This window comes from Streptomyces sp. Z26 (assembly GCF_003665095.1).
GTDB lineage: Bacteria > Actinomycetota > Actinomycetes > Streptomycetales > Streptomycetaceae > Streptomyces > Streptomyces phytohabitans.
The window spans coordinates 4,229,564-4,248,191 of sequence record NZ_RCHV01000002.1 but is presented as its reverse complement, the minus strand read 5'-3'; the positions used below and the strand labels follow the sequence as shown (position 1 = coordinate 4,248,191).

Below are 18,628 nucleotides of genomic sequence, written 5' to 3'. Positions count from 1 at the left end.
AACCATTCCGCCACACGGCGTTCACCCGCGCGTACTCCGCAGGTCAAGACGAATGCCGGGCGGACACCTAATGTCTCGCGGGTGGTCAAGCTCTCCGTCATCGTGCCGTTCTACAACGTGCAGTCCTATGCCCTGGACACCCTCAGAAGTCTGCAGGCCAACGCGCGCGCGGATTTCGAATTCATTCTCGTCGACGACTGTTCGTCCGACGGGACACCGGAAATCCTGGAACGCGCCGAGCGCGACATCCGGGGCGTGGTGCGGGTGCGGCACGAGAAGAACGGCGGCCTCGCGACCGCCCGCAACACCGGACTGGACGCGGCGAACGGCGAGTACGTCACGTTCCTCGACGGTGACGACTGGCTCGCCCCGGGCTACTACCGCCAGCTCCTCGACACCATCGAGGGCCTCGGCTGCGACTTCGTGCGCACGGACCACGTCCAGTGCACCGGCCGCGCCCGCACCCTCTCGCGCGTGCCGCACGGCCGCCGGGGCGTCGTACTGAGCCCCCGGGACGCGATCCTGCCCGCCGACCGCACGACCTCCGTCGACTACGCGTACGCCTGGGCGGGCATCTACCACCGCAGGCTCCTCGACGACGGGCTGCTGCACTTCGTGGACGGTCTGCGCACCGCCGAGGACCGGCCGTGGATCTGGCGGCTGCACCGCGAGGCGAAGTCGTTCGCCGTGGTCGGCCTGACCGGCGTCTTCTACCGGCGGGGCGTCGCGTCGTCGCTGACGCAGATCGGGGACGTGCGGCAGCTGGACTTCATCACCGCCTTCGACCGGGTGATCGACGAGACGTCCCGCGACCCGGAGGCGGACAAGCTGCTGCCGAAGGCCGTACGCACGTACTGCGCGATCATCTCCCACCACCTGAGCAGCGGAAGGTTCGAACCGCAAGTGGCACGCAAGCTGCGCCAGATGAGCGCCGCGGCACTGAAGCGGCTGCCCGCCGACGTGCTCACCGAGGCCCTCGACTCGATGGACGTGCAGCGCGCGTCCCGGCTGCGCCGCCTGCGCAGGCGCCCGGTGAACGCGGAGGCGGCCGCCTGATGCGTACGCAGATCTTCTTCGCCTCGTCCCTCTACGGCGCCGCCACCCTGGCCGCCGCCCTGGACTCCGGCTGCTTCGACTCCGCCGACCGGCGGCTGCTGCTCGTCAGCAACAACGCCGCGACGCCCGAGACCTCGCCCGCGCTCGACCGGATGGCGGGCTTCGAGCGGCTGCGCGACCGCTTCGACCGGGTGCTGTCGTGGAACGAGACGATCCGCCCGTTCCACCCCGGCGGCTGGTCCCCGCGCGGCGACGACGTGCCGCTGTGGGAGCGCCATCTGCGGCTGCTCTGGGGCCTCGGTGAGCCGCACCAGGACGCGGTCGAGCTGGTCGTCGAGTCGATCCAGGTCAACCCGGCGCTGGCGCTCTGCCAGATGTTCCCGGACGCGCCGATCGACGTGTACGCGGACGGGCTGATGAGCTACGGCCCGACGCGCAACAAGCTGGACCCGCTGGTGGGCACCCGGGTCCGCCGCGTGCTCCACCTGGACCTGCTGCCGGGCCTGCGCCCGCTGCTGCTCACCGAGTTCGGGGTGGCGCCGGAGACGGTGCCCACCGACGCGTTCCGGGACGTGCTGGCCGAACTGACCGAGGACGTCCCGGAGTCCGTCACCGCGAAGGTGGGGCAGGGCCCGGCACCGGCGCTGCTGCTGGGGCAGTACCTCTCGGCGCTGGACATCCTCTCCGCCGAGGAGGAGGAGCGGCTGCACGTACGGATGCTGCGCGGTGCCGTCGCCCTCGGCCACCGCCGCGTGGTGTTCAAGCCGCACCCGGTGGCACCCGCCCGCCAGTCCCGCGTACTGGAGAAGGAGGCCGGGGAGCTGGGCGTCGAACTCACCGTGCTGGACGACCCGGTGCTCGCGGAGGTGCTGTACGAGCGGCTGCGCCCGGCGCTCGTCGTCGGCTGCTTCTCCACGGCGCTGATGACGGCGTCGGCGTTCTACGGGCTGCGCGTCGCGCGTACGGGTACGGACCTGCTGCTGGAGCGGCTGACGCCGTACCAGAACAGCAACCGCGTCCCCGTCACGCTCGTGGACGCGCTGCTGCCCGACCTCGCCGACCCGGCGGCCGTGGAGTCCTGGCGGACGCCGGACGCGGAGGCGGTACGGCGCGACCTCACCGGGCTGGTGCGGGCGGTCGGCTTCTGCATGCAGGCGCAGATCTACCCGGGGCTGCGGCCGGAGGCGGAGCAGTACCTGTCGACGCGGCTGGACGAGCGCACCTGGACGTACTTCAAGCGGCGCAGGCTCACCGCGCTGGGGCTGCCCGGCGCCGTACCGGCCCAGCTGTCGTTCCTGCCGCGCAACGCCGTGGTGCGCAGGGTCGCCCGGCACGCGCGGGCCATCAAGCGGAGCACGCTGAAGTAGGCGCGCCGACGCGGGGACGCCGGAGCAGGCACGGCGGGACGAGCACGGCGAGCGAACACGTTCGGAGCACGGGGAAATGAGTACGTCGACATGAGCGTCCCGATAACCGCGGCGGTCGCCGGTACCGCCGCGCGCCTGACCGGGGCGTCCACCGCCCCGGCCGCCCCCACCTCGGCGGCGGCCACGTCGGCCCCGCCACGGGAGCGCGCCACCGCCCGCCGGTCCGGGCCGCCCCGGCTGCGCGCGCTGGACGGGCTGCGCCTGGTCGCGGCGCTGATGGTCGCCTGCTACCACCTCGGCGGCCGCAACGGCGAGATCACCGACGCCTGGGGCTCCTCGCCGTCCCAGCAGTTCCCGACGCTGTCGCAGCTGTTCTCGTACGGCTGCCTGGGCGTCCACGTCTTCTTCGTCATCAGCGGCTTCGTGATCTGCATGAGCGGCTGGGGGCGCGGCCTGCGCGCCTTCACCGCCTCCCGGATCTCGCGGCTGATGCCCGCGTACTGGGCGGCCGTGGTGCTGGTCACCCTGGTCTTCGCGCTGCCCTGGGTGACGTACGAGGCGGTGTCGCCCAGCGACATGCTGGTGAACCTCACGATGCTCCAGGAGCCCGTCGGCACCGACCGCGTGCTGGGCGTCGACTGGACGCTCTGGGTCGAGATGCGCTTCTACCTGCTCTTCGCGCTGTTCGTCGTCATCCCCGGTGCCACCCGGCGGCGCGTCGTGTTCTTCTGCGCGGGCTGGATGATGGCCGCCGTGCTGGCGCAGGCGTCGGACTGGGAGCCGCTGACGCTGGTCGTGATGCCGGAGTACGCGCCGTTCTTCATCGGCGGCGTCGGCCTCCACCTGGTGCACCGCTTCGGGCACGACGCGACGGCCTGGGCGATCGTCGTCAGCAGCTGGCTGATCGGCCAGCACTACGCCGTCGCCAGCCTGTGGCGGCCGGTCGCCGACTCGCCGTTCGCGTACCGCTCGTCGCTCGGCATCATCGCCGTCGTGACCCTCGGCTACGTGCTGGTGGCCGCCATCGCCCTGGGCCGCTTCCAGTGGGCGGACTGGGGCTGGCTGACGGTCGCGGGCGCGCTCACGTACCCGTTCTACCTGGTGCACGAGCACCTCGGCTGGGTCGTCGTGCGCGTCCTGCACCGGGACTTCGGGCTGCCGTCGTGGGCCGTGCTGCCGCTGGCGATCGGTGGTCTGCTGCTGCTGGCGTGGCTGCTGCACAGGCTGGTGGAGCGGCCGTTGACGCCGCGGCTGCGCAAGGCGTTCGCGACGTGACGGGCCCCCGCGGCGGCGGCCCGGTGGGCGGCGGTCAGCGGCGGGGCGGCCGTCACGTGCGGGGCAGCAGCCTCGCCTCGATGCCCGCGACGACGACCTCCAGGCCCTCCTCGAAGCGCTCCTCGTAGTTCCCGAAGAGTTCGGCACCCGCCCGCGCCGCCAGCGGGTGGTCCGCGCCGATGCGTTCGGCGCGCTCCGCGACGTCGTAGCCGGGGCGGCGCTCGCCCGGCACCGGGTGGACGCCCTGTTCCTCGGTGACGAAGCCGAGGGTGAACGCGGACGCGACGGCGAGCGCGCGGGCGGCGGCGTCCGGGGTGAATCCGGCGGCGACGAGCGTACGCAGGGACGACTCCAGGACCGCCGCGTGCCCGAAGTCCGTGAAGCGGGAGCCGCTGAAGACCTTCGCGCCGTCGCGGTACGCCAACAGCCCGCGCCGCAGCGCCCGTTGCGTCCCGGCCAGCCACTCCCGCCAGTCACCGCCGTCGGCGGCCACCGCCGCGCCGCCGCCAGCACCGTCGCCGCCGCCGAGGACGGCGCGGAACATCGCGGTGGCCATCTCGTCGAGCAGTTCCCGCTTGCCCGCGAAGTGCCAGTAGAGCGCGGGCGCCTGGACGTCCAGCTCCTTGGCGATGCGGCGCAGGGTGAGCCCTTCGAGCCCGACCTCGTTCAGCAGCCGCAGCGCGGCGTCCACCACCTGGCCGCGCTCCAGTCCGGGCCGTCGTGCGGCGCGCGCCCTCGGGGGCTTCTTCTCGTCGTCCACGCTTGACAATTTAACACCGTTAAGTCGAGGCTTCCCCCATGAGCCCACTTAACAACGTTAAGCACGCGGGTGCCGACCCCGCCGTGCTCGTCGTCGGAGCCGGACCCACCGGCCTCGCCCTGGCCGTCGACCTCGCCCGCCGCGGCGTACCCGCGCTGCTCCTCGAACGGAACGCCGCGCTGTTCCCCGGCTCGCGCGGCAAGGGCCTCCAACCCCGCACCCTGGAGGTCCTCGACGACCTCGGCGTCGTCGACGCCGTCCTCGCGGCGGGCGGCCCGTACCCGCCGATGCTCGGCTGGGACGGCGACCGGCCGCTCGGCGCGTACGAGATGGTCGCCCGCCCCACCGGGCCCGTACCCGGCGTCCCGTACCCGGAGGGCCGGATGCTGCCGCAGTGGCGCACCCAGCGGGTGCTGTACGAGCGGCTGCGCGCGCTCGGCGGCGACGTGCGGTTCGGCGCCGGGCTGGCCGATCTGGCGCAGGACGCGCACGGCGTGACGGCGCGCCTCGACGACGGCACGTCCGTACGGGCGCGCTGGCTGGTCGCCGCCGACGGCGGGCGCAGCACCGTACGCGCGCTGCTCGGCGTCGACATGACCGGCGGCGCCGTCTCGGACACGCAGGTGCTCGTCGCCGACGCCCGCGTCGACGGCATGTCGCGGGACCACTGGCACGTCTGGGCGGACGCCCCGGGCGGGGCCGTCGCCTGCTGTCCGCTGGCGGGCACGGACCAGTTCCAGATCGTCGCGCGGTACGGGGACGGCGCCCGCCCGGACACCAGCCCGGCGGGCGTACGGCGGCTCGTCGCGGAGCGCACGCCGTTCGCCGCGTCCGCCGTACGGGACGTGGGCTGGGTGTCGGCGTTCCGGCCGCGCGCCGCGCTGGCCGACCGGTTCCGGGACGGGCGGGTGCTGCTCGCGGGCGACGCGGCGCACCTGCACACCCCGGACGGCGGGCAGGGGCTGAACACGAGCGTGCAGGACGCGTACAACCTGGGCTGGAAGCTGGCCACGGCCCTCGCGGACGGCGTGGCCGCCGCCGACGCGGAGGCGCTGGTCGACTCGTACGAGCGGGAGCGGCGGCCCGTCGCCGAGGACGTCATCGGCCTCAGCACCCGGCTGCACCGGGCCGCCGAGGCGGGCCGCCCGGAGGGGCGGCGGCGCGGGCGCGAGACGCACCAGCTGGACCTCGGCTACCGGGACGGGCCGCTCAGCCGCGACACCCGGCGCGCGCCCGGCGGGACGCTGCGCGCGGGCGACCGGGCGCCGGACGCGGAGTGCGCGCTGGCGGAAGGGGCGCGGGTACGCCTCTTCGACGCGTTCCGCGGGCCGCACTGGACGCTGCTCGCGGTGGGCGGCGCCCCGCTGCCGCCGCTGCCGCCGCCGCCGGGCAGCGGGCCGCTCCCCGTCCGCGCGTACGCGGTCACGCCCACCGAGCCGCACGCCCACGCGGCGTACGGCACCGGCCCCGCGCTGTACCTCGTCCGCCCGGACGGCTACGTGGGGCTGGCCACGGACGACCCGGCGGAGGTGGCGGCGTACGCGCGGCGGTACGCGCCGCCGTACGGGCCGGTGCGCGCGTCGGCGCCCGCGCGCTGAGCGCACCCCGACCGCGCGCCGCGACGTGCCCGCGCCGCACCCGGACCGTGGGCACCACACGCCCCACCGGTCACACGGGTGCGGGCGCGCGGCGCGCGGCCGGGGTGTGAAGCCTCACAAAGCACGCGGACGGCTGGTCGCGGAGCGGGTGGTTTGCGCAAGGTGGGCGGGACGACCGGGCCGGACGACCGGACGGTACGAGGGCCCCGCGCCCCGCCGCCCGTACGGTCCGCCGCCGCGCACCACGTACGCCCACCGAGCACGAGGAACACCCATGACCCATGCGCTCGCGACCCGGCTGACCGCGCCCTTCTCCCGCGCGGCCCTCTCCCGTACGTCCCTCTCCCGCACCGGCGGGCCCGACGACGACGGGTTCCAGGACCTGTTGGAGCACGCGCTCGGCTGGACGCTGCTGGTGCTCGTCGCCGTGCTCGTGACCCGGCTCGGCCTCATGTAGTGTCGCCGGACTCCGCACCGCCCGCCTCCGGGCCGCCCTCCGGCGGCGCCCCCAGCAGGGCGACGGCGCGGGCGGCGAGCGTACGCGGCTCCGCGTCGATCGTCAGCGCGGCGCCCCGCTCGTCCGGCTCCAGCGGCTCCAGGTCCGCGAACTGCGAGTCCAGCAGCGCGCGCGGCATGAAGTGCCCGCGCCGCCCGGCCAGCCGCTCCGCGACCAGCTCGCGCGAGCCGTCCAGGTGCAGGAAGAACAGCGCGGGGTCGGCGGCCCGCAGCCGGTCGCGGTAGCGGCGCTTCAGCGCCGAGCAGCTGACGACCCCGCCCAACCCGCGTGCCGTACGGTCGGCCGCCCACGCCCCGATCGCGTCGAGCCACGGCGCGCGGTCGGCGTCGTCGAGGGGTGTGCCGGCGGACATCTTGGCGATGTTCGCCTCGGGGTGGAACGCGTCGGCCTCCGCGTACGGCACGCCCAACGCTTCCGCCACCAGCTCCCCCACGGTCGACTTGCCCGTGCCGGAGACCCCCATGACGACGACCACCCGCGGTACGGACATGCTCACACCACCCCATTCGGCTCACGGAACCCGTGGCCGGGCGGACGGCCCGGCCCGACCAGGGTCACACGGCCGCGCCCGTCCCCGGTCACCCGGCGGCGGCCCCGGCGCCCGCGCCCGCGCCGTGCACCGGTGACGGCCACCGCTCGTACCAGCGCCGGTCCGCCTCCAGTTGCGCGGCCAGCGACACCAGCAGCGGCTCGCTGCCCGCCGGGCCCAGCAGCTGCGCGCCCAGCGGCAGCCCGCCGTCCGTGAAACCGGCCGGGACGTTGACACCGGGCCAGCCGAGCACGTTCCAGGGCCAGGCGTACGGGCAGTGGGCGATCATCCGGCGGTCCGTCCGCCAGCCCGACAGCCCGTCGAAGTCACCGATCCGCGGCGGCGGGGTCGCCGTCGTCGGCGCCAGCACCACGTCGTGGCGGCGGAACACCGCGCCCACCCGCCGCCGCAACGGCTCCTCCGCCGCGCGCGCGAGCCGCAGCGCCGGGCCGCCGAGCAGCCCACCCGTACGGGCCACGCCGCGCGTCCGCGGGTCGAGCAGCGCGCGGTCCGGCACCCGCCGGGTCCAGGCGCGTACGCCCGCGGTGGCGCGCGGCACGAACGTCGCGCCGATCAGGCCGTACGGCGGGTCCACCGGCACGACCTCGTGGCCGAGCGCGGCCAGCCGCTCCGCGAGGTCCGACACCCGGGCCCGTACGACCGGGTCCAGCTCCTTGGGCGTACCGGTGAACGCCGTCGCGAACGACAGCGCGATCCGCAGCCGCCCCGGTTCCCGCCCGGCCGCCGCCACGACGTCCACGGGCGGCGGCCGGTGCAGGTCCCCGGCGGTCGAGCCGCTGGCGGCCTGGAGGAGGAGGGCCGCGTCGGCGACCGTACGCGCGAGGGTGCCGTGCACGGTGATGCCGTGGAAGGCCTCCGGGTCCGGCCACGACGAGATCCGGCCGCGCTGCGGCTTGATGCCCACGAGGTGCGTCCACGCCGACGGGATGCGCACCGAGCCCGCCCCGTCGGAGCCGAGGGCGCCGCCGACCAGCCCGGCGGCGACGGCCGCGGCGGAGCCGCCGGACGAGCCGCCCGGGGCGTACGCCAGGTCCCACGGGTTGCGGGTGGCGCCGAAGGCGGGCCCCTCGGTGAACGGCCACTGGCCCAGCTCCGGGGTGTTCGTCTTGCCGACGAGGACGGCACCGGCCGCCCGCAGCCGCCGTACGGCCTCCGCGTCCGCCGTCTTGGGCGTGAAGTCCCCGGGGCAGCCGAACGCGGTGGGCTCCCCGGCCACGTCCGTGTCGTCCTTGACCGCGACCGGCACCCCGAGCAGCGGCGCCCGCTCCCCCGCCGCGAGCCGCGCGTCGGCGGCGTCCGCCTCGGCGAGCGCCGCTTCGTGGCGGACGATGCGGAAGGCGTTCAACGTGGTCTGTGTGGCGTCGATACGGGCGAGTGCCCGCTCGGTGAGCGCCCGCGACGTGACCTCGCCCGCGGCGAGCGCGCGCGCCTGCGCGGCGAGGCCGGGTGCGGGCGCGGGAGCGGCCTCCCCGGGGGAAGCGGGCCCGGCGTCAGGAGCGGGGGCGGGCGGCGCTACGGCGCCGAGGGCGGTGTCGGGGGCGGGGCTCGCGGGGACGTCCTCGTCCGGTCCGGGCACGTGAACCCCTCCTGTTACTCGCCGGTAGTCCAACCATCCTGGTCCATGGACGCGCCGTCGACAACGCCCCCGGCAGCACCGGGGGCACAGCGGCCGGAAGAAGCCGGGGAGCGGGCGGAAGAGGCGGGGGCGGCACCGTAAGAGGGGCGAGAAATCGCCATCCCCCGGGGCGCCACCCGCACACCCGCCGATAGGAGCGGATCAAGGGTGGTGCGCCCCGGGGGACGGCCCCCGTGGCCCCCGTTTGTTTGTGTGGCGCGGACGGGACCGGGGGAACGTGTCCCGTCCGCGCCATCGCGCGAACCCTGAGGTACGGGGGAACCCCGGGTATCTCGCGCCGCCGATGACCAGTCGGCTCATTCTCTTCAGCGTCACGCGCAGCGAAAGTGTCACACCGGTCTTCCGACTGTCTGAAAAAGTGGTGGCGTCCGGGCGTCGGAGGGCTGACGGAATCCGCCGTCGCGCCCCCGTACCACCCCGCCGCGACAGGGCGCCTCCCGCGCGGACGCGTCAGGAGGCCGTGCCGTCGCGGGTCGCCGCGCCGCCGCCGGACCCCGGGTCCGAGGTGCCGGACGGGCCGGAACCGTCGCCGCCCGTGGAGTCGTCGGCGGACCCGCCGCTCGTGTCGGCGCTCGTGGTCCCGCCCGTCTCGCCGCCGGACCCGGTGCCGCCGGACTCCGTACCGCCGGACTCCGTGCCGCCCGCGTCACCGCCGGACGAGCCGTCGCCCGACTCGCCGCCGGTCTCGCCGCCCGTCGTACCGTCCCCGGACTCGCCCGAGTCGCCGCCCTCGCCGCCGGGGTCGCCCGAGTCGCCGCCCTCGCCGCCCGGTCCGCCCGGCTCACCCGTACCGCCGTCGCCACCCGGATCACCGGTCGACCCGTCGCCGGACTCCCCGCCCTCGCCGCCTTCGCCGCCGCCCGGGGTGCCACCGGGGAGCCCGCCGCCCGGCGTACCGCCGCCGGGGGTGCTCGCGCCCGGGGTGCCGCCGAACTTCGCGCAGTACGCCTCGACGGCCGCCGGGCCGCCCGCCGCCTTCTCCAGCTTCCGCCGGTCGTCACCCGCGATGGTGCCGTCCGCGTACGCCTTGCACACCGCCTGCACGATGGCCGCCGTGGCGGCGTCGTCCGGCAGCCGCTCGCCGTTCCATCCCTCGCCGATCACGCCCTTGCCGGGCGCGGAGGACTTTCCGCCCGTGGGGCCGCCACGCTCGCCCTCCGACGAGCCGGGTCTCCCCTCACGGCCGCCCTTGCGCCCGTCCGCGTCGTCACCGACGCCCTCGCGCTCCTCGTTCTCCGCGCTCTCCGTCGTCGAGGCGCTCACCCCGGGCTTCGCCGGGCCGCCGCCCACGCCGCCGAAGGGTGTCGGGAGCACGCCCGCGCCCGCCGCGACCGCGACGCCGCCGAGCGCGCAGCCCGCGACGGCCATCGCGAATCCGGCCCGCAGGGGCCTGCCCGCCAGCCCGGCCAGGCCGGGCAGCGTGACGGTCCACGGGCGACGGCCGCCGCCGACACCCGTACGCGATCCGACCGCGGGGAACGCCGGTACGGAAGGGGAACCGGACCGGGCCCCTGACCCGGACCAGGCTCCCGCCCCCGCCGCGGCGCCGACCCGCGCGCCCGACACGGCCGCCTCGGGTACGGCGTCAGGCACCGTCGCCACGGGGCGGCTGCGCAGGACCCCCTCCTGCGCCGAGCGGAACGCGTCCATCGCCGCCGCCTCGCCCGGGAGTTCCCCCGGCACCTCGGCGGCGGTGCGGCGCAGCAGGCCGTCAGCCGGCTCCGCGGACAGCGCCCCGAGGGCCGTCGCCAGCCGCTCCGCGCTGTCGGCGCTGCCGTTCAGCCGGGTGCTGTCGACCGGCAGACCGCGCAGCAGACGCTCCGCGGTCTCTTTGTCCAGCCATTCGTACCGGTTGTCCGACATCACGTTTCCTTCAGCGTTCGCGCGGCGTTCCGCGTCACACCGCGCCGCAGACCCCGTGGGGAGGGGTCGCGGCGCGGCGGGGGCGCGCCGCCGTTCCCGTCGGCGTGCAGGGGCGCCTCGCCCTCCGGCCCCTCCGCGTCCCCGTCGAGCAGTTCGGCGAGTTTGCGCAGTCCGCGGTGGGCGGCCGTACGGACCGCGCCGGGCCGCTTCCCGAGCACCTCCGCGGCGCTCTTGGCGTCGAGTCCGACGACGACGCGCAGCACGACCGCCTCGGCCTGGTCGCGCGGGAGGGTGGCGATGGCGCGCATCGTCCGTCCGGTGCCGAGGGACTCCATGGCGAGGTCGGCGGTGTCGGCGCCGCCGGGGAGCGAGGCGAGTTCGGTGTCGTCTCCCGCGACGGCGGGGCGGCGGCCGCGCATCCGGATGTGGTCCAGGGCGCGGTTGCGGGCGATACGGGCGGCCCAGCCGCGGAAGCGGTCGGCGTCGCCGCTGAAGCGGGTCAGGTCCCGGGCGATCTGGAGCCACGCCTCGGAGGCGACGTCCTCCGCGTCGGCGTCGGGCACCAGCGTCCGTACGTATCCGAGCAGCCTCGGGTGCACGGTGCGGTACACGGTACGGAAGGCGCTCTCGTCTCCGTCCTGTGCCGCGCGCACCGCGGCGGTCAGCTCCGCGTCATCCCCCTGCACGCCCGTGTCCTCGCCATCCGCGACGTCGCGATCCGTTCTCCGGTGTCCCTGGCCGGACACCGCTCGTGTCGCTGCTTGCACTCTGCATCGATCTGCGTCGATGCGTTTGCTGAACGGTACGACCAAGTGTGCGCCCGCGTCCATGCCGGACGCGTGAGTAGCCCGCGCGCGCCGGTTCCGCGGCCGTCGCGGAGGCGTGACGCGGGGGCGGTAACAGTTTTCGGGGACCCGGCGCTGTAGAAGATACGGACCTGCTGCTGGTTGGTGCGTCCGTACCGTGAGGACGGCCGAGGTCTCTCCTGTGGGGGGTGGCGACCTCGGCCGTCTTCCGTTTCCGGGCCCGTTCCGGGCCCCACCGGAGTCCCCGACCCCGACTCCGCTTCCCGCCCCGGTCAGTCCACCTGGTCGGCCAGCGCCCGGAAGTCCGCCCAGCTCAGCTCGGGGTCGCGCGGGTCCCACAGCTTCTGCGCCGTCGCGCGCAGCGGCATCCGGATGCCCTTCGCCACCTGCGCCGTGGTCTGCGCGTCCGAGAGGTCGCACCAGACCGCGAAGCGCCCGCCGAGGATGCGGTCCGGCCCGGCGAGCGCGTCCGGCACGCTGCCGGTGCCGCGTACGACGGCGGGCGTCCACCGCTCGTAGATCCGCTCGCCGGTCGGGTACGTGAAGTCGTTGGGCTCCCCGAGGACGTAGTAGAGGTACTCGTCGTTCAGGTTGATCAGCCGCCACCCCTCCTTCAGGTACTCCTCCGGCTGCCGCTCCCCGATCTCCTTGCCCGTCCAGTACGCGACCTGACGCTGCTCGCTCGGCTTGACCTCGCCGCCGCGGTGCATGCCGTCGTTCCAGACCTGCGGTGTCTTGCCGTGCTTCCGTACGGCCGCGGCCCGGTCGTTGAGCCAGGCCGTCGCCAGGTCGGTCACGCCGGCGTCCGCGCCGTGGCGCTCGCGGGCGGCGGCGGCCAGCTTCGGGTAGGCGGCGCCCGGGTCCTCGGCCATCAGCGCGCGGTACTCGTCGCCGCCCAGGTGCCAGTACGGGCCGGGGAACAGCTCGGCGTACTCCGCCAGCAGCTCGTCCACCAGCTTCCCGGCCTTCGGGTTCGCGATGTCGACGGCGCCCTGCACCCGCGCGCCCGACGCGTTCCGCAGCTGGAGGTCCGGGTGGGCGCGCAGGACGGCGCCGAGGTGGCCGGGCGAGTCGATCTCCGGGATCACCGTGATGTGCCGGGACGCGGCCAGTCGCACGATGTCGCGCACCTCGCGCTTGGTCAGGTGCGGCTTCGAGACGATCTCCGGGTGGGAGTCGCTCTCGACGCGGAACGCCTGGTCGTCGGAGAGGTGCAGCTGGAGCTGGTTGAGCTTGAGGTCGCCCAGCTCGCGGACGCGGTCCTCGATCCAGTCGGCGTCGAAGTGCTTGCGCGCGATGTCCAGCATGAAGCCGCGCTGCGGCCGGTCCGGCCGGTCCCGCACCACCCCGTCCGCGAACCCGCCGCGCGCCCGCACCGTCTGGAGCAGCGTGCGGGTGCCGTAGAACACCCCGGCGTCCGACGAGCCGGTGATCCGCACCCGGCCGTCGCGGCTGGTCAGCACGTACGCCTCGCGCGGGGTCGCCGGGTCGTCGACCGTGCGCAGCTCCACGTCGCCGTTGCGGGCGGGCCCCTCGGCGTACGGCATCCGCAGCTCCCGCGCGAGCAGCCGCGCCTCGTCCGCGAGCGACCCGTCGGCGTCGGCGACCACGCGCCCGCCGTCGTCCGGGCGCCAGCCGGGACCGCGTACGGGACGCCAGTCGCGTACGGCGGGTACGGCCGCGGGTGCCGGGCCGAGCCGGGCGGGGCGCTTCGGGGCGGGCGGCCCGGACTCCTCCGGCGCGGTGCTGGCCGCGCCGTCCCCGGCCCGACCGCCGCCGTCGCCGCCGCCGTCACCGTCGTCGCCACCGCCGGAGAGCGCGAGGGCGACGACGCCCACGGCGGCGATGCCGAGCAGCGCGGCGCACAGCACCAGGAGCCTCGACCCGTTCAGCCAGTCACGTCCCATGCGCACACCGTAGGGCCACGGCCCGGCGGGCGCCGCCCCCGCCCGCCCCGGCGGTAGGGGCGCGGCCGCGCGCGGCGGGCGCCGGGCCCCGCGCCCGGAAGGTACCCGTCCGGGTGAAAATCGCGCAGACGTCGGACGTGCGCCCCGGGCGCCTCGCTACGGTGGCCCCACGCCCCGCCGCCGCCCCGACGCCGCGCCGCCGCGCGCCGCGCGGGCCGCCGTCACCCGGCCCGGCGTCCGCGATCCCGCGGGACCGCCGTCACCGTCACCCCGTGTTCCGAGGAGCCATGCCCCTGTCCCTCCCGCTGCCCACGCCCCGGGACGGCGACCCGTGCCGCCCGCTGCTCCGGCTGAACGCCGCGTCCGTCGCGGAGGCGGAGCGCACACTGCTCGGCTGCTGCCGCTGCGACCGGTGGGCGCACCGGCTGGCGGCGCACCGGCCGTACCCGGACCCGGACTCGCTGCTCGCCGCCGCCGACGAGGCCAGCTATGACATGACCCACACCGACATCGCGCAGGCGCTGTCCGCCGAGCCCGCGGACCACCCCGTCACGGAGGGCCCGGGGGCACTCGCCGCGCACACCGCGCTGCGGGCGGCGCACGCCGCGTACGAGGCCCGGTTCGGGCACACCTTCGTCGTCTGCCTGGACGACTGCCGCCCCGAGGAACGGGTCGACGTGGCGCTCGTCGGCCTGCGCACCCGACTGGGCCACGACCAGGACACGGAGCGGGCCGTCGCCGCCGAGGAGCTGCGCCGTCTGGCGCGCTGCCGGCTGGCCCGGCTGCTCGGCGTGGCCCCGCACGCGGGGCCCGCGGCGCGGCCCTGCGGCCCGGCTCCCCCGGGCCGCTGAGCCCGGGGCGCGCGGGGCGGGCCGCCCGGTCGCGCCGTCCCGGCGCCCGTACGGCGCCCGAACGGGCCGTCGCCGGGGGCCCGTTCGGACACGGTGGCGGCGGGAACGGGCACAGGTGGGGCGCGTCCGCCCCTTGCCGGGGAGGCCGTACGGCGGCCCCCGCCCCTGACCGGCCGGTAAGCCGTGGCTACGATGGCGAAGGCCGGTGGACCGTACCCGGCCGGGCCCGACCGAAATATGGCGGCCGGCCCCTTTCCTCGCTCCCGGAGGGTTTTGTTCCGTGCCGGCTGGAACGCTGTATCGCGGCCGGGAAGGCATGTGGTCCTGGGTGGCTCACCGAGTCACCGGCGTCCTCATCTTCTTCTTCCTGTTCGTGCACGTCCTGGACACCGCGCTGGTGCGCGTGTCCCCCGAGGCGTACGACGACACCGTGGCGATCTACAAGACGCCGCTCGTCAACCTGATGGAGTACGGCCTCGTCGCCGCCGTCCTCTTCCACGCGCTGAACGGCCTGCGGGTCATCGCCGTGGACTTCTGGTCGAAGGGCGCGAAGTACCAGAAGCAGATGCTGTGGACGGTCGTGGGCGTCTGGGCCGTGCTGATGGCCGGTGCGTTCTACCCGGTGCTTCAGCACACGTTGCGCGAGCTGTTCGGGAGCTGATCGAGATGGCCACTGACATCGAGTTGACCGGGACCTCCGGGGCCGACGCGTACGGTCCGGACAACCCCGCCCCCCTCATCGAGGCGCCGCGGGCCCGCACGGCCCGTACGCCCAAGGCGACGCGCACGAACTTCGAGCTGTACGGCTGGCTGTTCATGCGGCTGTCCGGGATCGTGCTCGTCGTGCTGGTGCTCGGGCACCTGCTGATCCAGCTGGTGCTGGACGGCGGCGTGTCGAAGATCGGTTTCGCGTTCGTCGCGGGCCGCTGGGCGTCGCCGTTCTGGCAGACCTGGGACCTGGTCATGCTGTGGCTGGCGATGCTGCACGGCGCCAACGGGCTGCGCACGATCATCAACGACTACGCCGAGCGGGACAACACCCGGCTCTGGCTGAAGATGCTGCTGTACACCGCCACGGTGTTCACCGTTCTGCTGGGCACGCTGGTGATCTTCACCTTCGACCCGAACATCCGCTAGCGCACCCGGGCTGAGGTTTCCGTCATGCAGATCCACAAGTACGACACGGTCATCGTCGGCGCCGGCGGCGCCGGGATGCGCGCGGCCATCGAGGCCACCAAGCGGAGCCGTACCGCCGTGCTCACCAAGCTGTACCCGACGCGCTCCCACACCGGCGCGGCGCAGGGCGGCATGGCCGCCGCCCTCGCCAACGTCGAGGAGGACAACTGGGAGTGGCACACCTTCGACACGATCAAGGGCGGCGACTACCTGGTCGACCAGGACGCCGCCGAGATCCTCGCGAAGGAGGCCATCGACTCGGTCCTCGACCTGGAGAAGATGGGCCTGCCGTTCAACCGGACCCCGGACGGCACGATCGACCAGCGCCGCTTCGGCGGCCACAGCCGGAACCACGGCGAGGCGCCCGTACGCCGCTCCTGCTACGCCGCCGACCGCACCGGCCACATGATCCTCCAGACGCTGTACCAGAACTGCGTCAAGGAGGGCGTGGAGTTCTACAACGAGTTCTACGTCCTGGACCTGCTGCTCGGCGAGTCCGACGGGGTGCGCCGGACGGCGGGCGTCGTGGCGTACGAGCTGGCCACCGGTGAGATCCACGTCTTCCGCGCGAAATCGGTGGTGTTCGCCTCCGGCGGCAACGGCAAGTTCTTCAAGGTGTCGTCGAACGCGCACACGCTGACCGGCGACGGCCAGGCGGCGGCGTACCGGCGGGGGCTGCCGCTGGAGGACATGGAGTTCTTCCAGTTCCATCCGACGGGCATCTGGCGCATGGGCATCCTCCTCACCGAGGGCGCCCGCGGCGAGGGCGGCATCCTGCGGAACCGCGACGGCGAGCGGTTCATGGAGACGTACGCGCCGGTGATGAAGGACCTCGCCTCGCGCGACGTCGTCTCCCGCGCGATCTACACCGAGATCCGCGAGGGCCGCGGCTGCGGCGCCGACAAGGACCACGTCTACCTGGACCTGACGCACCTGCCGCCGGAGCAGCTGGACGCGAAGCTGCCGGACATCACGGAGTTCGCGCGCACGTACCTGGGCATCGAGCCGTACACCGACCCGATCCCGATCCAGCCGACCGCGCACTACGCGATGGGCGGCATCCCCACCAACGTGCGCGGGCAGGTGCTGTCGGACAACACGACGCCGGTCCCGGGCCTGTACGCGGCGGGCGAGGTCGCCTGCGTCTCCGTGCACGGCGCGAACCGGCTGGGCACCAACTCGCTGCTGGACATCAACGTCTTCGGGCGGCGCGCGGGCATCGCGGCGGCCGAGTACGCGGCCTCCACGGCGGACTTCGTCGAACTCCCCGAGGACCCCACCCGGTTCGTCGAGGACGAGGTGGAGAACCTGCGGGACGCCACCGGCAACGAGCGCGTGGTGGAGATCCGCAAGGCGCTCCAGGAGACGATGGACAAGAACGTCATGGTCTTCCGTACGGAGCAGACGCTGAAGGAGGCCGTCGAGCAGATCGGCGAGCTGCGCAGGCGGTACCGGAACATCAGCGTCCAGGACAAGGGCCGCCGGTTCAACACGGACCTGCTGGAGGCGCTGGAGCTGGGCAACCTGCTCGACCTCGCGGAGGTCACGGCGGTCTCGGCGCTCGCGCGCAAGGAGTCGCGCGGCGGCCACTACCGCGAGGACTACCCGAACCGCGACGACGTCAACTTCATGCGCCACACCATGGCGTTCCGCGAGGTGGGCGACGACGGCACCGAGTCGATCCGGCTGGACTACAAGCCCGTCGTCCAGACCCGCTACCAGCCGATGGAGCGTAAGTACTGATGAGCACCGCAACTCTTCCCAAGGGCGCGGAGGGCGGCCCCGTCGACTCGGCGGAGAACAGCGCCTCGCACCTGATCACGGCGACGATCCGGATCCGCCGCTTCAACCCGGAGGTCTCGGGCGAGGCGAGCTGGCAGGACTTCCGGATCGAGATCGACCCGAAGGAACGGGTGCTGGACGCGCTGCACCAGATCAAGTGGGAGGTCGACGGCACGCTGACCTTCCGGCGGTCCTGCGCGCACGGCATCTGCGGCTCGGACGCGATGCGCATCAACGGCCGCAACCGGCTGGCCTGCAAGACGCTGATCAAGGACATCAACCCGGACAAGCCGATCACGGTCGAGCCCATCAAGGGGCTCACGGTCCTCAAGGACCTCGTGGTCGACATGGACCCGTTCTTCCAGGCGTACCGCGACGTGATGCCGTTCCTGGTGACCTCCGGGAACGAGCCGACGCGTGAGCGGCGGCAGAGCGCGGCCGACCGGGAGCGCTTCGACGACACCACCAAGTGCATCCTGTGCGCGGCGTGCACGTCGTCGTGCCCCGTGTTCTGGAACGACGGGCAGTACTTCGGCCCGGCGGCGATCGTCAACGCGCACCGCTTCATCTTCGACAGCCGCGACGAGGCGGGCGAGCAGCGCCTGGAGATCCTCAACGACCGGGACGGCGTGTGGCGTTGCCGTACGACGTTCAACTGCACCGACGCGTGCCCGCGCGGCATCGAGGTGACGAAGGCGATCCAGGAGGTCAAGCGGGCGCTGATCACGCGCCGCTTCTGACCCGCGAGGACGGACGGAGGGGCGGCACCCGGGACCCGGGTGCCGCCCCTCCGCGCGTTCAGCGCGCCGCGGCCGCCCAGGTGTGGGCGACGTCCACGACCAGCCGGTCACCCGTGGTGAACACGCGGAACGGCAGCCGCGCCCGTACGCCGAGGCCGAGCTGCGTCGTCCCCTCGTAGCTGGCGCCGAAGCGCGCGTCGCGGAACGTGCGGTAGCCCGCGAGGTCCACGCCCGGCAGCGGCTTCCCGCCCCGGCCGCCGTACGTCGGCTCGTGCGTGTCCGGGTCGTAGCTGGGCGCGGTCGCCACGATCTCCAGGACCGCGCCGCCCGCGAACGTGATCTCCCGGCCGGAGCCGTCCTGGAGGAAGCGGTCGACGTAGCGCACCCGGTAGCCCGCGGCGGTCGCGGGCAGGTCGCCGCGGATGTCGAGGACCATCCGGTCGTAGCAGTCGTGGCGCCCGGTGCGGACGTTCGTCAGCGGGCGGCTCCCGTCGTCGCCGCCCGTCTTGGGCAGGCTGCCCCAGGTGGCGGCGCAGCTCGCGGTGACGGTGGCGGCAGTGGTGGCCGTGGTCGCGGCAGTGATGGCCGTGGTCGCGGCGGTGGTGCGGGCGGCCGCTCCCGCGCAGGGCGCGGCGGCCAGCAGCCCGGCGCAGGCGAGCAGGGCGGCGGCGTACGTCTTGAGGTCGCGCATGGGAGTCCCCCTCCGGTGCGTGCACGATGACAACCGGTCAGACACGCGACACT

General features: G+C 74.6%; 17 protein-coding genes. 10 read left to right on the top strand and 7 right to left on the bottom strand.

The window, feature by feature from the left end:
- The first annotated feature begins 81 nt into the window (after nucleotides 1-81).
- The 3 genes from D7M15_RS18890 to D7M15_RS18880 all read left to right on the top strand — a co-directional run bounded on the left by D7M15_RS18890 (nucleotide 82) and on the right by D7M15_RS18880 (nucleotide 3,698).
- Nucleotides 82-1,056, top strand: coding sequence for a glycosyltransferase family 2 protein (locus tag D7M15_RS18890; protein WP_121518594.1), 975 nt, complete (start codon nucleotides 82-84; stop codon nucleotides 1,054-1,056).
- Nucleotides 1,056-2,423: a polysialyltransferase family glycosyltransferase gene (locus tag D7M15_RS18885; protein WP_121518593.1), complete on the top strand. Its 1,368-nt coding sequence runs from the start codon at nucleotides 1,056-1,058 to the stop codon at nucleotides 2,421-2,423. Before D7M15_RS18890 ends, D7M15_RS18885 begins: the two co-directional genes overlap by 1 nt.
- Nucleotides 2,424-2,513: 90 nt before the next feature.
- Complete coding sequence (locus tag D7M15_RS18880; RefSeq protein WP_121518592.1) at nucleotides 2,514-3,698, top strand: acyltransferase; 1,185 nt, start codon at nucleotides 2,514-2,516, stop codon at nucleotides 3,696-3,698.
- A gap of 52 nt (nucleotides 3,699-3,750) precedes the next feature.
- Here D7M15_RS18880 and D7M15_RS18875 read toward each other — a convergent pair whose 3' ends face one another.
- A complete protein-coding gene (locus D7M15_RS18875; RefSeq protein ID WP_121518591.1) occupies nucleotides 3,751-4,458 on the bottom strand; it encodes a TetR/AcrR family transcriptional regulator C-terminal domain-containing protein in 708 nt (235 codons plus the stop codon).
- A 38-nt stretch (nucleotides 4,459-4,496) separates the two neighbouring features.
- On the opposite strand from D7M15_RS18875, the gene D7M15_RS18870 reads away from it, so the two are divergent.
- Nucleotides 4,497-6,056 (top strand): FAD-dependent monooxygenase, encoded by a 1,560-nt coding sequence (locus tag D7M15_RS18870; RefSeq protein ID WP_121518590.1) that lies wholly within the window; start codon nucleotides 4,497-4,499, stop codon nucleotides 6,054-6,056.
- A 274-nt stretch (nucleotides 6,057-6,330) separates the two neighbouring features.
- Complete coding sequence (locus tag D7M15_RS18865) at nucleotides 6,331-6,513, top strand: SCO1431 family membrane protein (protein ID WP_121518589.1); 183 nt, start codon at nucleotides 6,331-6,333, stop codon at nucleotides 6,511-6,513.
- Here the strand turns inward: D7M15_RS18865 and D7M15_RS18860 are convergent.
- The 5 genes from D7M15_RS18860 to D7M15_RS18835 form a co-directional block, all read right to left on the bottom strand.
- Nucleotides 6,506-7,063, bottom strand: a complete 558-nt coding sequence (locus tag D7M15_RS18860; RefSeq protein ID WP_121521008.1) for a gluconokinase — start codon at nucleotides 7,061-7,063, stop codon at nucleotides 6,506-6,508. The two genes, D7M15_RS18865 and D7M15_RS18860, sit on opposite strands and share 8 nt — an antisense overlap.
- A gap of 88 nt (nucleotides 7,064-7,151) precedes the next feature.
- Nucleotides 7,152-8,699 carry an amidase gene (locus D7M15_RS18855; RefSeq protein ID WP_121518588.1) on the bottom strand — a complete coding sequence of 516 codons (1,548 nt, stop codon included), beginning with the start codon at nucleotides 8,697-8,699 and terminating at the stop codon, nucleotides 7,152-7,154.
- 510 nt (nucleotides 8,700-9,209) lie between these two features.
- Nucleotides 9,210-10,622, bottom strand: coding sequence for a hypothetical protein (locus D7M15_RS29440; RefSeq protein ID WP_165906289.1), 1,413 nt, complete (start codon nucleotides 10,620-10,622; stop codon nucleotides 9,210-9,212).
- On the bottom strand, nucleotides 10,622-11,308 hold the full coding sequence (locus D7M15_RS18840) for an RNA polymerase sigma factor (RefSeq protein WP_206337386.1): 687 nt from the start codon (nucleotides 11,306-11,308) through the stop codon (nucleotides 10,622-10,624). Before D7M15_RS18840 ends, D7M15_RS29440 begins: the two co-directional genes overlap by 1 nt.
- A 392-nt stretch (nucleotides 11,309-11,700) precedes the next feature.
- Entirely contained in the window at nucleotides 11,701-13,335 is a 1,635-nt protein-coding gene (locus tag D7M15_RS18835) for a glycoside hydrolase family 20 protein (protein WP_121518584.1), read from the bottom strand.
- 287 nt (nucleotides 13,336-13,622) lie between these two features.
- Here D7M15_RS18835 and D7M15_RS18830 point away from each other — a divergent pair, with 287 nt between their 5' ends.
- From D7M15_RS18830 to D7M15_RS18810, 5 genes are all read left to right on the top strand, one after another.
- Nucleotides 13,623-14,186 carry a 2-oxo-4-hydroxy-4-carboxy-5-ureidoimidazoline decarboxylase gene (locus D7M15_RS18830; RefSeq protein WP_121518583.1) on the top strand — a complete coding sequence of 188 codons (564 nt, stop codon included), beginning with the start codon at nucleotides 13,623-13,625 and terminating at the stop codon, nucleotides 14,184-14,186.
- A 280-nt stretch (nucleotides 14,187-14,466) separates the two neighbouring features.
- Nucleotides 14,467-14,847 carry a succinate dehydrogenase, cytochrome b556 subunit gene (gene sdhC, locus D7M15_RS18825; protein WP_121518582.1) on the top strand — a complete coding sequence of 127 codons (381 nt, stop codon included), beginning with the start codon at nucleotides 14,467-14,469 and terminating at the stop codon, nucleotides 14,845-14,847.
- A gap of 5 nt (nucleotides 14,848-14,852) precedes the next feature.
- Nucleotides 14,853-15,323, top strand: coding sequence for a succinate dehydrogenase hydrophobic membrane anchor subunit (locus tag D7M15_RS18820; protein ID WP_121518581.1), 471 nt, complete (start codon nucleotides 14,853-14,855; stop codon nucleotides 15,321-15,323).
- Between the two features lie 24 nt (nucleotides 15,324-15,347).
- Nucleotides 15,348-17,105 carry a succinate dehydrogenase flavoprotein subunit gene (sdhA, locus tag D7M15_RS18815; protein WP_121518580.1) on the top strand — a complete coding sequence of 586 codons (1,758 nt, stop codon included), beginning with the start codon at nucleotides 15,348-15,350 and terminating at the stop codon, nucleotides 17,103-17,105.
- Nucleotides 17,105-17,884 (top strand): succinate dehydrogenase iron-sulfur subunit, encoded by a 780-nt coding sequence (locus tag D7M15_RS18810; protein ID WP_121518579.1) that lies wholly within the window; start codon nucleotides 17,105-17,107, stop codon nucleotides 17,882-17,884. The genes sdhA and D7M15_RS18810 overlap by 1 nt, the downstream gene beginning before the upstream one ends.
- Before the next feature lie 58 nt (nucleotides 17,885-17,942).
- Here D7M15_RS18810 and D7M15_RS18805 read toward each other — a convergent pair whose 3' ends face one another.
- Nucleotides 17,943-18,575 carry a hypothetical protein gene (locus tag D7M15_RS18805; protein WP_121518578.1) on the bottom strand — a complete coding sequence of 211 codons (633 nt, stop codon included), beginning with the start codon at nucleotides 18,573-18,575 and terminating at the stop codon, nucleotides 17,943-17,945.
- Between the last annotated feature and the right edge of the window lie 53 nt (nucleotides 18,576-18,628).